The 14666-nt window shown below is 72.4% G+C and carries 12 protein-coding genes and 1 pseudogene; 4 read left to right on the top strand and 9 right to left on the bottom strand.

What is annotated here, in order from left to right:
- The 4 genes and pseudogenes from FM125_RS07825 to FM125_RS07810 all read right to left on the bottom strand — a co-directional run.
- Positions 1–570, bottom strand: a pseudogene (locus FM125_RS07825) (helix-turn-helix domain-containing protein); the annotation flags it as partial.
- A 288-nt stretch (positions 571–858) separates the two neighbouring features.
- Entirely contained in the window at positions 859–2994 is a 2136-nt protein-coding gene (locus FM125_RS07820) for a PhoX family protein (RefSeq protein ID WP_087134214.1), read from the bottom strand.
- A gap of 276 nt (positions 2995–3270) precedes the next feature.
- A complete protein-coding gene (locus tag FM125_RS07815; RefSeq protein WP_087134213.1) occupies positions 3271–4344 on the bottom strand; it encodes an o-succinylbenzoate synthase in 1074 nt (357 codons plus the stop codon).
- A 90-nt stretch (positions 4345–4434) separates the two neighbouring features.
- Positions 4435–5046, bottom strand: a complete 612-nt coding sequence (locus FM125_RS07810) for a hypothetical protein (RefSeq protein WP_087134212.1) — start codon at positions 5044–5046, stop codon at positions 4435–4437.
- Between the two features lie 128 nt (positions 5047–5174).
- On the opposite strand from FM125_RS07810, the gene FM125_RS07805 reads away from it, so the two are divergent.
- Positions 5175–6107, top strand: coding sequence for a phosphatase PAP2 family protein (locus FM125_RS07805; RefSeq protein WP_087134211.1), 933 nt, complete (start codon positions 5175–5177; stop codon positions 6105–6107).
- Positions 6108–6285: 178 nt separating this feature from the next.
- On the opposite strand, the gene FM125_RS07800 is transcribed toward FM125_RS07805, so the two are convergent.
- From FM125_RS07800 to FM125_RS07790, 3 genes are read right to left on the bottom strand one after another with little or no spacing between them, the layout of a single operon-like run.
- On the bottom strand, positions 6286–7761 hold the full coding sequence (locus FM125_RS07800; protein WP_087134210.1) for a dihydrolipoamide acetyltransferase family protein: 1476 nt from the start codon (positions 7759–7761) through the stop codon (positions 6286–6288).
- Complete coding sequence (locus tag FM125_RS07795) at positions 7758–8807, bottom strand: alpha-ketoacid dehydrogenase subunit beta (protein ID WP_087134209.1); 1050 nt, start codon at positions 8805–8807, stop codon at positions 7758–7760. Before FM125_RS07795 ends, FM125_RS07800 begins: the two co-directional genes overlap by 4 nt.
- A 2-nt stretch (positions 8808–8809) precedes the next feature.
- The gene (locus tag FM125_RS07790; RefSeq protein ID WP_245829898.1) at positions 8810–9970 is read right to left on the bottom strand and encodes a thiamine pyrophosphate-dependent enzyme; all 1161 of its coding nucleotides are present in this window, start codon (positions 9968–9970) and stop codon (positions 8810–8812) included.
- Positions 9971–10175: 205 nt separating this feature from the next.
- On the opposite strand from FM125_RS07790, the gene FM125_RS07785 reads away from it, so the two are divergent.
- On the top strand, positions 10176–10640 hold the full coding sequence (locus FM125_RS07785; protein WP_067188594.1) for an Lrp/AsnC family transcriptional regulator: 465 nt from the start codon (positions 10176–10178) through the stop codon (positions 10638–10640).
- Between the two features lie 30 nt (positions 10641–10670).
- On the opposite strand, the gene FM125_RS07780 is transcribed toward FM125_RS07785, so the two are convergent.
- Entirely contained in the window at positions 10671–10994 is a 324-nt protein-coding gene (locus FM125_RS07780) for a YciI family protein (protein WP_067188566.1), read from the bottom strand.
- A gap of 17 nt (positions 10995–11011) precedes the next feature.
- A complete protein-coding gene (locus FM125_RS07775) occupies positions 11012–12310 on the bottom strand; it encodes an MFS transporter (protein WP_067188567.1) in 1299 nt (432 codons plus the stop codon).
- Positions 12311–12390: 80 nt separating this feature from the next.
- Between FM125_RS07775 and FM125_RS07770 the strand changes: the two genes are divergently transcribed.
- Together FM125_RS07770 and FM125_RS07765 are read left to right on the top strand one after the other, a co-directional pair.
- The gene (locus FM125_RS07770) at positions 12391–13863 is read left to right on the top strand and encodes an NCS2 family permease (protein ID WP_067188569.1); all 1473 of its coding nucleotides are present in this window, start codon (positions 12391–12393) and stop codon (positions 13861–13863) included.
- 44 nt (positions 13864–13907) lie between these two features.
- Complete coding sequence (locus tag FM125_RS07765; RefSeq protein ID WP_067188570.1) at positions 13908–14651, top strand: 3-hydroxyacyl-CoA dehydrogenase; 744 nt, start codon at positions 13908–13910, stop codon at positions 14649–14651.
- Positions 14652–14666: the final 15 nt, after the last annotated feature.

Genomic DNA, 14666 nt, shown 5'->3' with positions numbered 1-14666 from the left:
CGAGTGCAGGTACGTGTACCCGACCCGCCGGCCTGCACCACGCTTGGAAGCACGGGCGGCCTCGGAGTCACGGCCGTGGGTGCGCCAGCCGCCCCCTTCAGGGATGCGGCCGATCTTCTACACATCCAGGTGCACCATGTGCCCCGGCCCTCTCGCGGTGATCTTCTGGGGTCGTTGGCGCAGGTCCTCACCCGTGGGCGCGAGGTCTCGCAACCGGGAGATGCCCAGCCGGTGCAGCCACCGCCCCACAGTACGAAGACACACCCGGTGGCCTTGAGAGACCAGGTGGTGATGGATGCGCCGTGCGGACCACTTGCGCTCCCGCCGCAGGGCGTGGATCTGGGCGACCAGGACCGGATCGAGTCGGTCAGGTGAACGGTGCGGCCGGCTGGACCGGTCCTGAAGTCCTGCCTCGCCCTGAGCCTTGTAGCGGGCCACCCAGGTGGCCACCGTGGGCCGGCTCACCCGGAACTCGGCTGCCACGTGTGCCTGCGGGATCCCGTCGTGCAGGTGGCGGTGGACCATCCTGAGACGGCCAGTGGGGGTCAGGGGTGCGTTAGCGTGAGTCATGAGCGGGTCTCTTCTGGCAGGTCGGTTGTGTAGGAACTTCCATCCTGCGGGAGAGGCCCACTCGTCTCATCTCAGCCCGTACCCCGTGGCAAGAACCTCATGACCCACAACATCTAGGCCGGTCCGCCCCGACGGACGGACCGGGCAGTGCGGGGCGAGACCGGCACGCAACGGGCTCCGCACGGGCACGGCCGAGGCCCGGACACCTGTGTGTGTCCGGGCCTCGGCGGTGGGTGCCGGCGACGAGGGCGTGCGGTCCGCGTCGTCAGCGCTCAGCGGTCGGCGGCGTCAGCAGTCCGCGTCGTCGGCGGTGAACTGGCGGTCGTCGTTCCAGGCGCCGTTCTTGTGCATGCCGGAACGGTGCTCCCAGGCGGTCTGGTCCTCGGTCAGCCACACCTGCACCACGGACGGGCGCGGAGCACGGACCTTGTCCCCCACCTGGATCGGCCCGTTAGCCGGAAGGTGGTCGGGCCACAGGGACGTGTGCGCGCCCCACTCGCCGTCCTCGCCCGGGTGCTGCACATTGACGAACACCGAGTTGTCCAGGTCGTGGATGACCGGGCCGCAGGTCTCGGCGTCACGCGGCACGGACAGGAACTGGGCCACGCGGCCACGGTCCGGGCCCTGCAGGACGACCTTGTGGAGGGCGTCGCCGTAGCCGATGGTGCCGGGGGCGCCGTCGGTGGAGATCCACAGGTTGCCGCGCGAGTCGAACGCGAGGTTGTCCGGGCAGGAGATCGGCGAGACCTTCTCCTTCGGGTAGCCCTGGAAGTACACGGAGGAGGACATGCGCGGGTCGCCTGCCAGCAGCAGGATGTTCCACACGAAGGAGGTGGCGGTGTGGTCTCCGCCGGCCTCCTCCATCTCCACCACGTGGCCGTCGCGGTTGCCGACCACCGGGTTGACCTCGTCCACCTCGGTGCGGTCCTTGTTGTTGGTCAGCGCCATGTAGACGCGGCCGTTCACCGGGTTGGTCTCCACGTCCTCCGGACGGTCCATCTTGGTCGCACCGACCTTGTCCGCGGCCAGGCGGGTGTTGATGAGCACCTCGGCCACGGTGAAGCCGGGGACGAAGGACTCGGTGTCCGAGGTCAGCGCGATCCACTCGCCACAGCCGTCGAAGCGACCGTCGGAGGGGAGGGTGCCCTTGCCGTCGATCTGCGCTGCCGGGGAGTCTCCGGTGAACTTCGCCACGTACAGGGTGCCGGCGGAGAGCAGGCCCATGTTGTGCTTCTTGTCGCCCTCCACGTAGGTGCCGGCGGAGACGAACTTGTACAGGTAGTCATGGCGCTGGTCGTCGCCGGAGTAGACGACCACCTTGCCGTTGTCCGCGACGACGGCGGTGCCGGCCTCGTGCTTGAAGCGGCCGAGCATGGTGTGCTTCACCGGCGTGGAGGTCGGGTCCTCGGGGTCGATCTCCACGATCCAGCCGAAGCGGTTGCCCTCGTTGACGTAGCCCTCGTTGCGCAGGTCGAAGCGCGGGTGGAACTTCTCCCAGCCGCGGGCGGTCGGCTCGTCGGCGTAGCCGATGCGCTCCTGGGCCTCGTTGTTGGTCACCGGGCCGTTGAAGTAGCCGTCGAAGTTCTCCTCACCGGAGAGCACGGTGCCCCACGGGGTGAACCCGCCGGCGCAGTTGCCGAGGGTGCCGAGCACCTTGGTGCCGGTGGGGTCCTCCGCGGTCTTGAGCAGCTCGTGGCCGGCCGCCGGGCCGTCCACGGTGAACTCCGTCATGCCGGTGATGCGGCGGTTGCGGGCGCCGCCGCGGACGTACTCCCACTTGCTGCCCACGGAGTCGCGGCGCAGCTCGACCACGGAGAGGCCGTGGGCGGCCAGGCCGATGTCGGCGACCTCCTGCGGGTTGGCCTCGATGAACTCCGGGGAGAACATGATGTTCTCGTTGGTGTACTCGTGGTTGGACACCAGCAGGCCGGTCAGGCCGGTCTCGTCGTCGGCCTGGACTGCGAGGAAGTCGCAGTTGTACCCGAACTGCTTCGCCTGGGCGGCGGCGGTCTGGGCCTCGATCTGGAACTCCGGGGAGTCGGCGAAGAGCGGGTCGCCCCAGCGGAGGATGACCCCGTGGTCGTAGCCGGCCGGGACCGTCATCTGGTCCACCACACGGGAGACCGGGTTGATGGCGGTGAACGGCAGGGTTCCGGCGCCGGTGGAGCCGTTGGCCGGGGCCACGGCGAGCGCCTGGGCGGATTCGGGGCGGGCGACGGAGGCACCCACGACCACGGCGGCGGCCAGGCCTCCGCCCAGGGCCATGCGGCGCGAGATGGCCCTCTCCGCGACGTCGCGGAAGGTCTCGTTCTCCGAGCGGTTCGGGACTGGCTTGGCGCAGGCGTTGGCGCACTTGAGCTCGCAGGTGACGGCGGAGCGGTTGCCCCTGGTGTGGCCGGCCATCGGCAGGAGGCGCTTGAGCATGACGTTCCCTTCGGTGCATGGGGACGGCCCGTGTCCGGACCGCGAGGAGTGTCGGGGCTTCACGACGGCGGCCGCTGCCGTACCCGTGCGCGACGCCCACCGCCACTGTGCGCAGCCCACGTCACGGTGGGCTGACGCCTGGACGACCGGCAGGTGAACGTGTGCGAACCGCCACTTTTCGTCACGATGACATGCCGTAATCCCGGAGTGAGCGGGCCGGTCCCTCGCACTTCTCGGCGATATCGGGGCCGGGCGGCCGAACCGCTCGGCCCCGCCTCAGTGCTGCGCGGCGAGCACGGCGTGCGCGCCGTGGACGCGGCGGGCCCACCGGTCGTGGCTCGTCGCGTCGGCGCGAACGGCCTCGAGCAGGGCGGGGTCCGGCTCGGGCGCGCTCACGCCGGGGACGGGCAGCATGCCGCCGGACGGGGTCCAGGCCGGGTCGCAGACGTCCCGGGAGAACAGGGCGCCGGTGCCCAGCCCGCAGGCGAAGGGCAGTCGGGGCAGGTGCGCGGCGAGCGCCGCCGACCCGGCCAACCCGACGGAGGTGTCCAACGCGCTCGAAACCACGGCGTCCAGGCCGGCGGCCTCTACGATCGCCGCGGCCCGGCGCACCCCGCCCAGCGGCTGCACCTTCACCACGATCAGGTCGGCCGCATCGGCCTGCGCCACCGCGAGCGGGTCGGCCTCCTTGCGCACGGCCTCGTCCGCGGCGATCCGGGTGGGCACCCCGCGCTCGCGCAGCTCCCGGCGCACGGCGGCCAACGGCTTGATCCCCGGCACCGGCTGCTCGGCGTACTCCAGCCCCACGTCCTCGAGCTCGGTGAGCACGTCCACCGCCTGCTCGTGCGTCCAGCCCATGTTGGCGTCCACGCGCAGGGCGGCCTGCGGCAGCAGCTCCCGGACTCGACGCACGCGGGCCAGGTCCTCCTCCCGGGAGCCGGCCACGAGCCGCCCGTCCGGTCCGTGCTCGGCGACCTTCACCTTCACCGCGGTGATGCCGTCCCCGTACTTCGCCAGGACGCGTTCCACGTCCTCGGCGGCCACCGCCGGGACAGTCGCGTTCACGGGCACGGCGTCCCGCACCGGCTCCGGCCAGCCCAGCCAGCCTGCCTCGACCGCCGCGGCCAGCCAGCGCGAGGACTCCTCGTCCCCGTACTCCGGGAAGGGCGAGAACTCGGCCCAGCCGGCCGGTCCGCGCAGCAGCAGCGCCTCCCGCCGGGTGGTCCCGCGGAACCTCACGGTCATCGGCAGGGACACGGCCACGGCATGCTCGAGCAGCTCCTCCACGCTCGGCAGGGACGGCCCCCCAGGGGCACCGGGCAGCGGGGGCAGGACGGTGTCGGCGCTCATGCTCCCCAGTCTAGGAACGCCCCCGGCCACAGGCCCGGGCGAGCCGGACGCGGACGGCGGACGGCCGTCGTCGGGACACCGCCGGGGCCGTCAGCGCGCGGCGAGGTACCCGAGCCTCCGGGCCACGGCCACCGCGCGCCCGTGCGAGCCCAGCACGCCCTCGAGCGCGCCGACCACCTGGCCGAGCACCTCCTCGGTCAGCCGCCAGTCCACAGTGAACGGGTCGTCGGCACCGGCCCACACACGCCCCACCGTGCACAGGGCCAGGGTCATCTCGGCCAGGTCCCGGAACACGGGCTCGGGCTCGTCCAGGCGGTCCTCCCAGCCCTCCTCGCCGGCCATGAGGACCGCGCCGGTGGAGGCCTCGTGGATGAACGGGTCGCCGCCCTGGAGCGCGACCACGGTCCAGTCGTCGTTCCAGTCGACCAGGCGGGCCCCCGTGCGGCGGGACCAGCGGAAGCCGGCCTGCTCGTCCCAGAGGCGCTCGAGCGGGAAGAACAGGAAGGGAAGCCCCAGGGTGTCCACCTCCACCCAGCCCGGCCCCACCTGGCGGTAGTAGGCGGCCAGCGCCGGGGCCAGCGGCTCTTCGGAGCCCCACTCGATCGGCTCCTGGCGGAAGACCGGCCCGTGCACGGCCAGGGCGTCCCGTGCGGCGGCGAGGGCGGCGGAGGACGGGGCGGGGGCGGAGGCTGCGGGCTGCATGCCGTCAGGCTCACACGCCCCGGCGAACCCTGCCCCCAGGTGAGGGGACGGGCCGGTGAGCATTCCGTGAAGGGAAGGTGGCGTGTTCCGTCACAGGGTTTCCCAGGCGGGACCGCCATGATGGAGACATGCACCCCGACCCGTTCGAGTCCGCGCACCCGGCTCCGGCCGGCCCCCGCCCCACCCGCTGGTGGCTGTGGCTGCTCGGAGCGCTGCTGTGTGCCCTCGCGGTGGTCGCCGTGTTCCAGACGTTCGTGAGATCGAGCACCGGCCAGGTCCTCGAGTACCGCGCGTTCCAGGCCGTGGAGCCGGCGCCCGGCGACGCGTTCGGTCCGTCCCCGGCCACCACCGCCCTCACGTACGCCCCGTACGTGGCCCTGGGCTGCGCGGCGCTGGGCGTCGCAGTGCAGCTGTCCCGCCGCCGCTGGCAGTCCGCCGTGGCCGTGGTGGCCGCGGCGGTCGGCGCGAACGTCACCACCCAGGTCCTCAAGCACGGCCTGGAGCGCCCCTACTTCGACAACGGCGTCCCCTATGTGGTGGGCAACTCTCTGCCGTCCGGGCACACGACCCTGGCCGCCACCGCCGCCGCGGTCCTCCTGCTGACCGCCCCCGTGCGCTGGCGTCCGCTCGCCGCGCTCGTCGGCGCCGTGCTGACCGGGGTGATCTCCTCCGCGGCGTTCCTGGAGGCCTGGCACCGCCCGTCGGACATGGTCGCGGCCGTCGCGGTGGCCGCAGGCTGGGCCTTCCTCGCCGCCCCGTTCGTCCAGCGCGAGGACGGGATCGACCGCGGCCATGCGGCCTCCCCCACCGCCTGCGAGGTGGTCCTGTGGGCCGCCGGCATCCTGGGCGTGACCGCCTCGGCCGTGCTGCTGGGCATGGCCGTGTCCACGGCGGACCCCGGCCCCTCCCCCGGCCCGATCGCCCTCACCGCCGGCGTGGTCATCTGCGTGACCCCGGCCCCGCTCGCCTGGGCCGCGCTGGTCACGTCGCTGCGCCATGAGCGCCGCTGGCAGCGCCGCCGCACCCGCCGGCGTCCGCGCCCGTACGCGCGCGCCTTCTGAGCCCCTCCGCATCCCCTCCCGTCCCTTCCCGACGACGGCACCGCCCTCCGGCGACGGCCCTCGCCGTCCTCGTCCCACTGCGCCGGCACGACGACGGGCCCGGGAGGCGACCGGTGAAGGTCGCCTCCCGGGCCCGTCCGCCTTGGAAGGGTGCCCCGCCCCCGTAGGCGGGGTCCGATCAGATCTCGGCCAGGGCCGCGGTCGGGTCGTTCAGGCAGCCGGCCACGAACGTGAGGAACGCGGAGGCCGTGGCGCCGTCGGTGACGCGGTGGTCGAAGGTCACGGTCATCTCGGTGACCTTGCGGACCTGGATCTGCCCGTCCACGACCCACGGGCGGTCGATGATGCGGCCGATGCCCAGCATGCCCACCTCGGGGATGTTGAGGATCGGAGTCGCACCGTCGGTGCCCAGCGGACCGTAGTTGTTCAGGGTGAAGGTGCTGCGGGTCAGCTCGGCCGGGGAGGCCTTGCCCTCGCGGGCCCGGCCCACGGTCTCGGCGATCGCGGCGTTCAGCTCCGCGGCACAGAGACGCTCGGCGTGCTCGATGGACGGGACCATCAGGCCGCGGTCGGTCTGCACGGCGAGGCCGAGGTTGACGCCCTCGAACTCGACGATCTCCTCCCTGCCGTCCGCACCGGTCTCGATGCGGGCGTTCATCACCGGGTACTTGCGCAGGCCGGCGACGGTGAAGCGGGCGATCAGGCCGAGCAGCGACGGGGCGTTCTCCGGATCCTTCGCCTTGAGCGCCTGACGGAGCTCCAGCAGGCCGGTGACGTCCACGTCCATCCACGCGGTGACCTCGGGGACCTCGCGGCGGGACCGGGCCATCTGGTCCGCGATCGCCTTGCGCACGCCGGTGATGGGGGTGCGCTCACGGATGCGCAGGCCCGAGCGCGAGTCCTGCTCGCCCACGGCGCCGGAGGCGGCCGGGGCGGAGGATGCCGCCGGGGCGGCCTGGGCCGGGGCGGAGGCGCCGCCGGAGATCGCACCCATCACATCGGCGCGGGTGATCAGCCCCTCGGGGCCGGTGCCGGTGAGGGTCGCGACGTCCACACCGTTGTCCCGGGCGAGCTTGCGCACGATCGGTGACACCACGCGCGGGGCCTGCCCCGAGCCGGAGGCGGCCGGCGAGGACGAGGCGGGGACCGTCGTCGCCCTGCCCCGGCCGCGCTTGCGCTTGGACGGGCGGGTGCGGCCCTTGGCGCCGTGGCCGGAGGTGCCGTAGCCGATCAGGACGTTGCCGGAGGCCTCCTCGTCCGAGCCGGCGACGTCGCCGTCGCCGCCCCGGGCCTTGTCCGGGGCCGGCTGGTTCTTGCCCGGCTCCATGACGCCCGCGCGCTCCTCCTCGCGGTAGGACAGCGCGCCGGGCCGCTCGTCCGCGGCGGGGCCGGCATCGGCGCCGCCGTCGGTCTCCCCGGCCTCGCCGACGGTGATCAGCGGCAGGCCGACCTCCATGGTCTCGCCCTCGGAGCCGTGCAGGGTGAGGACGGTGCCCTCGAACGGGCACGGCACCTCCACGAGCGCCTTGGCGGTCTCCACCTCGGCGATCGGCTGGTCCACAGCGACCTCGTCGCCCTCGGCCACGAGCCAGCGGACCAGGTCCGCCTCGGTCAGGCCCTCGCCCAGGTCGGGCAGGTTGAAGGTCTTGCTCATGCGTCGGCCTCCTCAGAGTCCAGGTCCCAGTTCAGGTCGTCGATGGAATCGAGGATGCGGTCGACGTTCGGCAGGTGGTGCTCCTCGAGCTTCGGCGCCGGGTACGGGATGTCCCAGCCGGTCACGCGCAGCACCGGGGCGGCCAGTGAGTGGAAGCACTCCTTCTGGATCCGGGCCACCAGCTCGGAGGCCACGGAGGCGAAGCCCTGCGGCTCGGCCACGACGACGGCGCGGCCGGTCTTGGTCACCGACCTCACGATGGTTGCCTCGTCCAGCGGGTTGATGGTGCGCAGGTCCACGACCTCCACGGAGCAGCCCTCCTCCTCGGCGGCCTTGGCAGCGGCCACACAGGTGGGCACGGACGGGCCGTAGGACACCAGGGTGACGTCGGTGCCGGTGCGGGCCACGGCGGCGCGCGCCCAGCCCTCGGCGTCGGTCTCGGCCTTCTCGGCCTCGGCCCAGCGGGCCTCGAACTCGGCGCGCAGCTCGTCCAGGTCCAGGTCGGCCTTGGACCAGTAGAGCTTCTTCGGCTCCATGAAGACGACCGGGTCGTCCGAGCGGACCGCCCAGCGCAGCATCAGGTAGGCGTCGGCCACGGTGGCCGGGGTGTAGACCTTCAGCCCCGGGGTGTGGGCGTAGTAGGACTCGGAGGAGTCGCAGTGGTGCTCCACGCCGCCGATGCCGCCGCCGTAGGGGATGCGGATGGTGATCGGCATGGGCGTGGCACCCTTGGTGCGGTTGCGCATCTTGGCCACGTGCGAGGCGATCTGCTCGAAGGCCGGATACGCGAACGCGTCGAACTGCATCTCGATCACCGGGCGGGCGCCGCCGAGGGCCATGCCCACGGCCATGCCGGCGATGCCGGACTCGGCCAGCGGGGTGTCGAAGCAGCGGTCGTCGCCGAAGCGCTGGGTGAGGCCGTCGGTGATGCGGAAGACGCCGCCGAGGGTGCCCACGTCCTCACCGAAGACGACCACCAAGTCGTCCGCGGCCATCTCATCGGCCAGGGCCGCGTTCAGCGCGGCCGCGAAGGTCAGGTTCGCCATGCTCAGGCCTCCTTGGTCTCGGAACGGGACAGCTCCTCCGCCAGCTGGGCGCGCTGAGCGGCCAGCTGCGGGGTCTGCACGGTGTAGACGTGGTCGAACAGCTCCAGCGGGTCGAGCACGACGTCGGTGTTCATCGCATCACGCAGCGAGGCGGCGACCTGCTCCGCGTCCGCGGTGATGGACTCGGCGACCTCGTCGGTCAGCACGCCGCGGTCGGTGAGGAACGCGGACATCCGTCGCAGCGGATCGCGGGCCTCCCACTCCTTCACCTCGGCGTCCTCGCGGTAGCGGGTGGCGTCGTCCGCGTTGGTGTGGGACTGCATGCGGTAGGTGTCCGCCTCGACCAGGAAGGGGCCGCCGCCGTTGTGGCACAGCTCCACGGCACGGCCGAGCACGGCCAGCAGGGCGGCCAGGTCGTTGCCGTCCACGCGCTCGCCGGCGAGGCCGTAGCCCACGGCCTTGTGGGCCAGGGACGGGGCGGCGGACTGGCGGGCCAGCGGCACGGAGATCGCGTACTTGTTGTTCTGCACGAAGAAGATCACCGGCAGCTTGAACACGGCGGCGAAGTTGAGGGCCTCATGGAAGTCGCCCTCGGAGGTGCCGCCGTCGCCGACCATGGCGAGCACGGTCACGTCCTCACCGCGCAGGCGGGCGGCCTTGGCCAGGCCCACGGCGTGCAGCAGCTGGGTGGTCAGCGGGGTGGACTGCACGGAGACCTTGTACTCCTGCGGGTCGTAGCCCTGGTGCCAGGTGCCCTGGTAGGCGACCATCACCTCGGTGGCGGGGACGCCGCGGGACATCACGGCCACGGTGTCGCGGTAGGTCGGGAAGAGCCAGTCGTCCTTGCGCAGGCAGACGGCGGCGGCGACCTCGGAGGCCTCCTGGCCGTGGGAGGACGGGTAGACGGCCATGCGACCCTGACGCACGAGGGCGTAGGCCTGGTCGTTCACGCGGCGGCCGATCACCAGGTGACGGTAGGCCTCCAGCAGGGCCTCGTCGGACGGCATCGGGTACTCGTGGCCGGGCTCGACGTCCTGCTCCTCGGGGGACAGCGCGGTGCCGTCCTCGGCGACGAGCTGGATGCGACGGGTCGCCGGCAGCAGGTACTCCTCCAGCGTGATGCCGAACGAGTCATGCGGCGCAGACGCGGTGTTGTGGCTCATGGGCACTCCTTTCCAGAATCGCCTCATTCTGACCTGAACGGGCCAATCTGTTCACCGGAGCGGCGTGACTTGCATACAGTTCGCTTGATTCATGGACCCTGGATGGACATTCCGTTAGAGTGGCGTACGGCACACGCACAGATGTCCGCCGTTCTCCGCTGCGGGAGACGGCGTCTGCGCAGGATCTGAGGAGAGAGTGCACACCATGGAACTGGACGCCACGGACCGCGCGATCATCGCCGAGCTCAGCCGGGACGGGCGGCTCTCCGTCGCCGCCCTCGCCGAGCGCGTCCACGTCTCCCGCGCGCACTGCTACTCCCGTCTGAACCGGCTGCAGGACGCCGGCGCCATCACAGGCTTCACGGTCACGGTGGACCCGGAACGGCTCGGCTTCGGCGCCTCCGCGCACGTGGCCCTGAAGCTGCGCCAGCACAACTGGCGCGAGCTGCGCGCCCAGCTGCTGGCCGTCCCGGAGGTCAGCCAGGTGTCCCTGGTCGGCGGCAACATGGACGTGATGATCATGGTGCGCGCCCGGAACATCGCGGACCTGCGCCGGGTGGTGTTCGAGCACCTGCAGGCACTGCCCGGCGTGGTGGACACCCAGACGTACATGATCTTCGAGGACCACACCTCCGCCCGATACCTGGAGGACCGCCCCGAGCGGAGCTGAGCCCCGGGACCGACGCCCCGGGACCGGGCCTCAGAAGCGGCCGGCGAGCGGGGCGTCGTCGCCCTCGACCCAGGCGCCCATCGGCGGCGCCCACGGCCGGACGTCCACGGTGGCCACGAGGCCCTCCTTCTGGAAGGGGTCCTCCGCGAGGGCGATGCGGGCGTCGTCCGCGGAGTCGGCGCGGAGCACCAGCAGCGCGGCGGGCTGGACGCCCTCCTGCTCCGGGTACGCGCCGGCGAGCAGCACGACCCCGTCCGCGGCCAGCGAGCGCAGGAAGGCCCGGTGATCGGCGCGGTGGGCGTCGCGGCCGGCGGAGTCGTCGGTGTAGGTGTAGTGCACGGCGAAGACGGTCATGGCGTCAGTGTGGCACGTCACGCCCGCCGTCGGGACTCCGTGCCGCCCTGCGGACGGTACACCGACCCGGGGCCGCCCGGCAGCAGCACCCGGAAGCCGACCGACCCGGCCGCCGCCAGCCCGGCGAGCGCGAGGATGCCGCCGGCCAGGCCGACCACGCCGGTCACCGCGGACAGCAGCAGCGGACCGGTGACCATGCCGGTGTCCGAGACGATGCGCCAGATGCCCAGGAACTGCGCCCGGCCGTGGGCCGGCGAGTAGTCGGCGCCGAGGGTCATGACGATGCCGGAGCCGAAGCCGTTGCCCAGGCCGACCAGCAGCGAGGCGCAGAGCAGGGTGACGAACGAGTCGCTCAGCGGGATCAGCGCGAAGCCCACGGCCATCACGCCCAGGCAGGGCACGGCCACGGCACGGCGCCCGAAGCGGTCCATGAGCCAGCCGGACGGGTAGAACATGAGCACGTCCACAAGGGCGGAGAGGCCGAAGATCAGGGACGTGGTGGCCGGGTCGATCCCCAGGTGCGCCGCCCACAGCGGCACCACCGCGGCACGGCAGACGCGGGTGGCGGACAGCGTCATCACGCACAGGCCCACGGTGGACAGCAGCTTCACGTGCGTGGCGGCCATGTGCCGCAGGGTCTCGGCCGGCAGCGGGATGCCCTGGGTGTCCAGGGCCTGCTCCTCCTCGAGCTCCTCGATGAAGAAGCTCATGCCCACGCCCACGGCCATGGCCACGGCGGCGGCCGCGAACGCGCCGGGCAGGCCCATCCAGGACTGCAGGCCGGCGCCGAGGAAGGGGCCCACGAGGGTGCCGATGCGGATGGTGCCGCCGAGCAGGGACATCGCCCGCGCCCGGTGCGTCACCGGGACCGCGGCCGCCAGATAGGACTGCCGGGCCAGGTTGAACCCGGAGCCGGCCGCCCCGACCATGAACACCCCCGCCAGCAGCAGCGGCAGACCCCACTGCTGGGGCAGGCCGGCCGCCTCGTGCCAGCGGGACGTGGTCCCCCAGGCCAGCAGCGCGGCGGCGGCACCGAGGAACGCGGACGCGATGATCGTCCGCCGCTCCCCCACCCGGGAGACCAGCAGCGCGGCCGGGCCGTTCATCAGCAGGCCGCCGACGCCGATCAGCACCACCACCGCGGCCGCCAACGCGGGCGCCGCACCGAAGTCGAGGGCCGCCGTGGCCACCGCCGGCATCATCGCACCCAGGCCGATCGCATAGACGGTGGAGGGCGCGTAGATCTGGAAGGCCCCCGCCAGGGGGCCGCCGCGCGGGGAGGGGGCGGAGCCGTCGTCGTGGTGCCGGGAAGTCATCAAGGGGCGAGCCTACTCCCCGCGGCGTCACGGCTCGCAGGCACGTCCACGCGCCTCACTACGATGGGCCCATGCCTCGCATGCCCTCCTCCGCAGCCCCCGCCGGAACCGCCTCCGGCCGCGGCGCCCTCGACCGCTACTTCCGCCTCACCGAGCGCGGCTCCACCCTCGGGCAGGAGTTCCGCGGCGGCCTCGCCACCTTCCTGGCGATGAGCTACATCATCGTGCTGAACCCGCTCGTGCTGTCCGGGACGGATTCGGCCGGCGGCGAGCTCGGCATCCCCCGCGTCGCCGCCGTCACCGCACTGGCGGCCGGCATCTTCACCATCGTCATGGGCCTGTGGGCACGGCACCCGTTCGCGCTCGCCGCGGGCCTGGGCATCAACGCGTTCCTGTCCATCACGATCGCCACCACGCCGGGCCTGACCTGGCCGTCCATCATGGGCCTGGTGGTGCTCGCCGGCCTGATCATGGCCGTGCTCGTGGCCACCGGATTCCGCCGTGCGGTGTTCGACGCGGTGCCGCCGGCTTTGAAGACGGGCATCGTGGTGGGCATCGGCCTGTTCATCGCCCTGATCGGCCTGGTCAACGCCGGCTTCGTGCGCCGCCTCCCGGACGCCGCCGGCACCACCGTCCCCGTCGGCCTGGGCACCGGCGGCGAGCTCGAGGGCTGGCCGGTCCTCGTGTTCATCGTGGGCCTGGCGCTGACCGCAGTCCTGGTGATCCGGAAGGTGCGCGGCGCCATCCTCATCGGCATCGTGGCCGCCACCGTGCTGGCCAACGTCCTGGAGGCCGTCTTCCACATCGGCCCGTCCGTGGACGACGCCGGCAACGCCAACCCCACCGGCTGGTCCCTGGTGGCCCCGTCCATGCCGGAGTGGACCGCCCCGGACCTGTCCCTGCTCGGCCAGGTCAGCCTGTTCGGCGCGTTCCAGGAGGTCGGCGGGCTCATGGCCGCGCTGCTGGTGTTCGCCATCCTGCTGTCCGTGTTCTTCGATGCCATGGGCACCTCGGTGGGCCTGGCCCGCGAGGCCGGCACCGTGAATCCGGACGGCTCCATCCCGGATCTGAACCGCGTGCTCATGGTGGACGCCCTGGCCGTGGCCGGAGGCGGCGGCGCCTCGGGTTCGGCCAACCAGATCTTCGTGGAGTCCGGCACCGGCATCGGCGAGGGCGCCCGCACCGGCATCGCCTCCGTGGTGACGGGCGTGCTGTTCCTGCTCGCCATGTTCCTCACCCCGCTGATCCACCTGGTGCCGTTCGAGGCCGTGGCCCCTGCGCTCGTGGTGGTCGGCTTCATGATGGCCTCCCAGGCTGTGGACATCGACTGGAACGACTGGGGCGCCGCCTTCCCGGCCTTCCTCACCTTCATCCTCATGCCGTTCACCTACTCGATCGCCAACGGCATCGGCGCCGGCATGATCGCCTACGCCGTGATCCGCACCGGCCAGGGCCGGGCGAAGGAGGTCCACCCGCTGCTGTGGCTCGTGGCCCTCGCCTTCGTCTTCTACTTCGGCATGGGCGTTTTCCGCGGAGTCCTCGGGCTAGGCTGAGTGTGACCGGAACCACCGACCCCCACTGACCACGGAGGACATCCATGCAGTTCAAGGACCGCACGTTCATCGTCACCGGAGGCGCCTCGGGCCTCGGCGCCGCCACCGCCCAGGCCCTGCTGGCCGAGGGCGCGAAGGTGGTCGTCGTGGACCTCAAGGGCCAGGCCCCGGAGGGCGCCGTGATGGTCGAGACGGACGTGACGAACGAGGAGCAGGTGGCGAACGCCGTCAAGGTCGCCACCGAGCAGGGCGCGCCGCTGGCCGGCGTGGTCAACTGCGCCGGCATCGCCACCGCCGAGAAGACCCTCGGCCGCGAGGGCGTGCTGCCGCTGGAGAACTTCACGCGCACCATCAACATCAACCTCATCGGCACCTTCAACGTGATCCGCCTGGCCGCCGAGGCCATGGCGCAGAACGAGCCGGGCGAGGACGGCGAGCGCGGCGTCATCATCAACACCGCGTCCGTGGCCGCCTTCGACGGCCAGATCGGCCAGGCCGCCTACTCGGCCTCCAAGGGCGGCGTGGCCGCGATGACCCTGCCGCTGGCCCGCGAGTTCGCCCGCAACGGCATCCGCGTCGTGACCATCGCCCCGGGCATCTTCTGGACCCCGATGATGGCCGGACTCCCGGAGAAGGCGCAGGCCTCCCTGGCCGAGCAGATCCCGTTCCCCTCCCGCCTGGGCACCCCGGAGGAGTACGCGGCGCTGGCCAAGCACATCGTCGAGAACCGCATGCTCAACGGCGAGGTCATCCGCCTCGACGGCGCCGTCCGCATGGCCCCGCGCTGATCCGCAGGCCCCCGG

The sequence above is a fragment of the Micrococcus lylae genome (assembly GCF_900163825.1).
Taxonomy (GTDB): domain Bacteria; phylum Actinomycetota; class Actinomycetes; order Actinomycetales; family Micrococcaceae; genus Micrococcus; species Micrococcus lylae.
The sequence above is the reverse complement of the archived record's forward strand: the minus strand, read 5'-3'. Positions and strand labels throughout refer to the sequence as shown.

What these genes read in the sequence shown, in the direction of transcription:
- FM125_RS07820 (WP_087134214.1), bottom strand. Translation starts at nt 2,994, where the DNA reads ATGCTCAAGCGCCTCCTGCCGATGGCCGGCCACACCAGGGGCAACCGC.
- FM125_RS07815 (WP_087134213.1), bottom strand. Translation starts at nt 4,344, where the DNA reads ATGAGCGCCGACACCGTCCTGCCCCCGCTGCCCGGTGCCCCTGGGGGG.
- FM125_RS07810 (WP_087134212.1), bottom strand. Translation starts at nt 5,046, where the DNA reads ATGCAGCCCGCAGCCTCCGCCCCCGCCCCGTCCTCCGCCGCCCTCGCC.
- FM125_RS07805 (WP_087134211.1), top strand. Translation starts at nt 5,175, where the DNA reads ATGCACCCCGACCCGTTCGAGTCCGCGCACCCGGCTCCGGCCGGCCCC.
- FM125_RS07800 (WP_087134210.1), bottom strand. Translation starts at nt 7,761, where the DNA reads ATGAGCAAGACCTTCAACCTGCCCGACCTGGGCGAGGGCCTGACCGAG.
- FM125_RS07795 (WP_087134209.1), bottom strand. Translation starts at nt 8,807, where the DNA reads ATGGCGAACCTGACCTTCGCGGCCGCGCTGAACGCGGCCCTGGCCGAT.
- FM125_RS07790 (WP_245829898.1), bottom strand. Translation starts at nt 9,970, where the DNA reads ATGAGCCACAACACCGCGTCTGCGCCGCATGACTCGTTCGGCATCACG.
- FM125_RS07785 (WP_067188594.1), top strand. Translation starts at nt 10,176, where the DNA reads ATGGAACTGGACGCCACGGACCGCGCGATCATCGCCGAGCTCAGCCGG.
- FM125_RS07780 (WP_067188566.1), bottom strand. Translation starts at nt 10,994, where the DNA reads ATGACCGTCTTCGCCGTGCACTACACCTACACCGACGACTCCGCCGGC.
- FM125_RS07775 (WP_067188567.1), bottom strand. Translation starts at nt 12,310, where the DNA reads ATGACTTCCCGGCACCACGACGACGGCTCCGCCCCCTCCCCGCGCGGC.
- FM125_RS07770 (WP_067188569.1), top strand. Translation starts at nt 12,391, where the DNA reads ATGCCCTCCTCCGCAGCCCCCGCCGGAACCGCCTCCGGCCGCGGCGCC.
- FM125_RS07765 (WP_067188570.1), top strand. Translation starts at nt 13,908, where the DNA reads ATGCAGTTCAAGGACCGCACGTTCATCGTCACCGGAGGCGCCTCGGGC.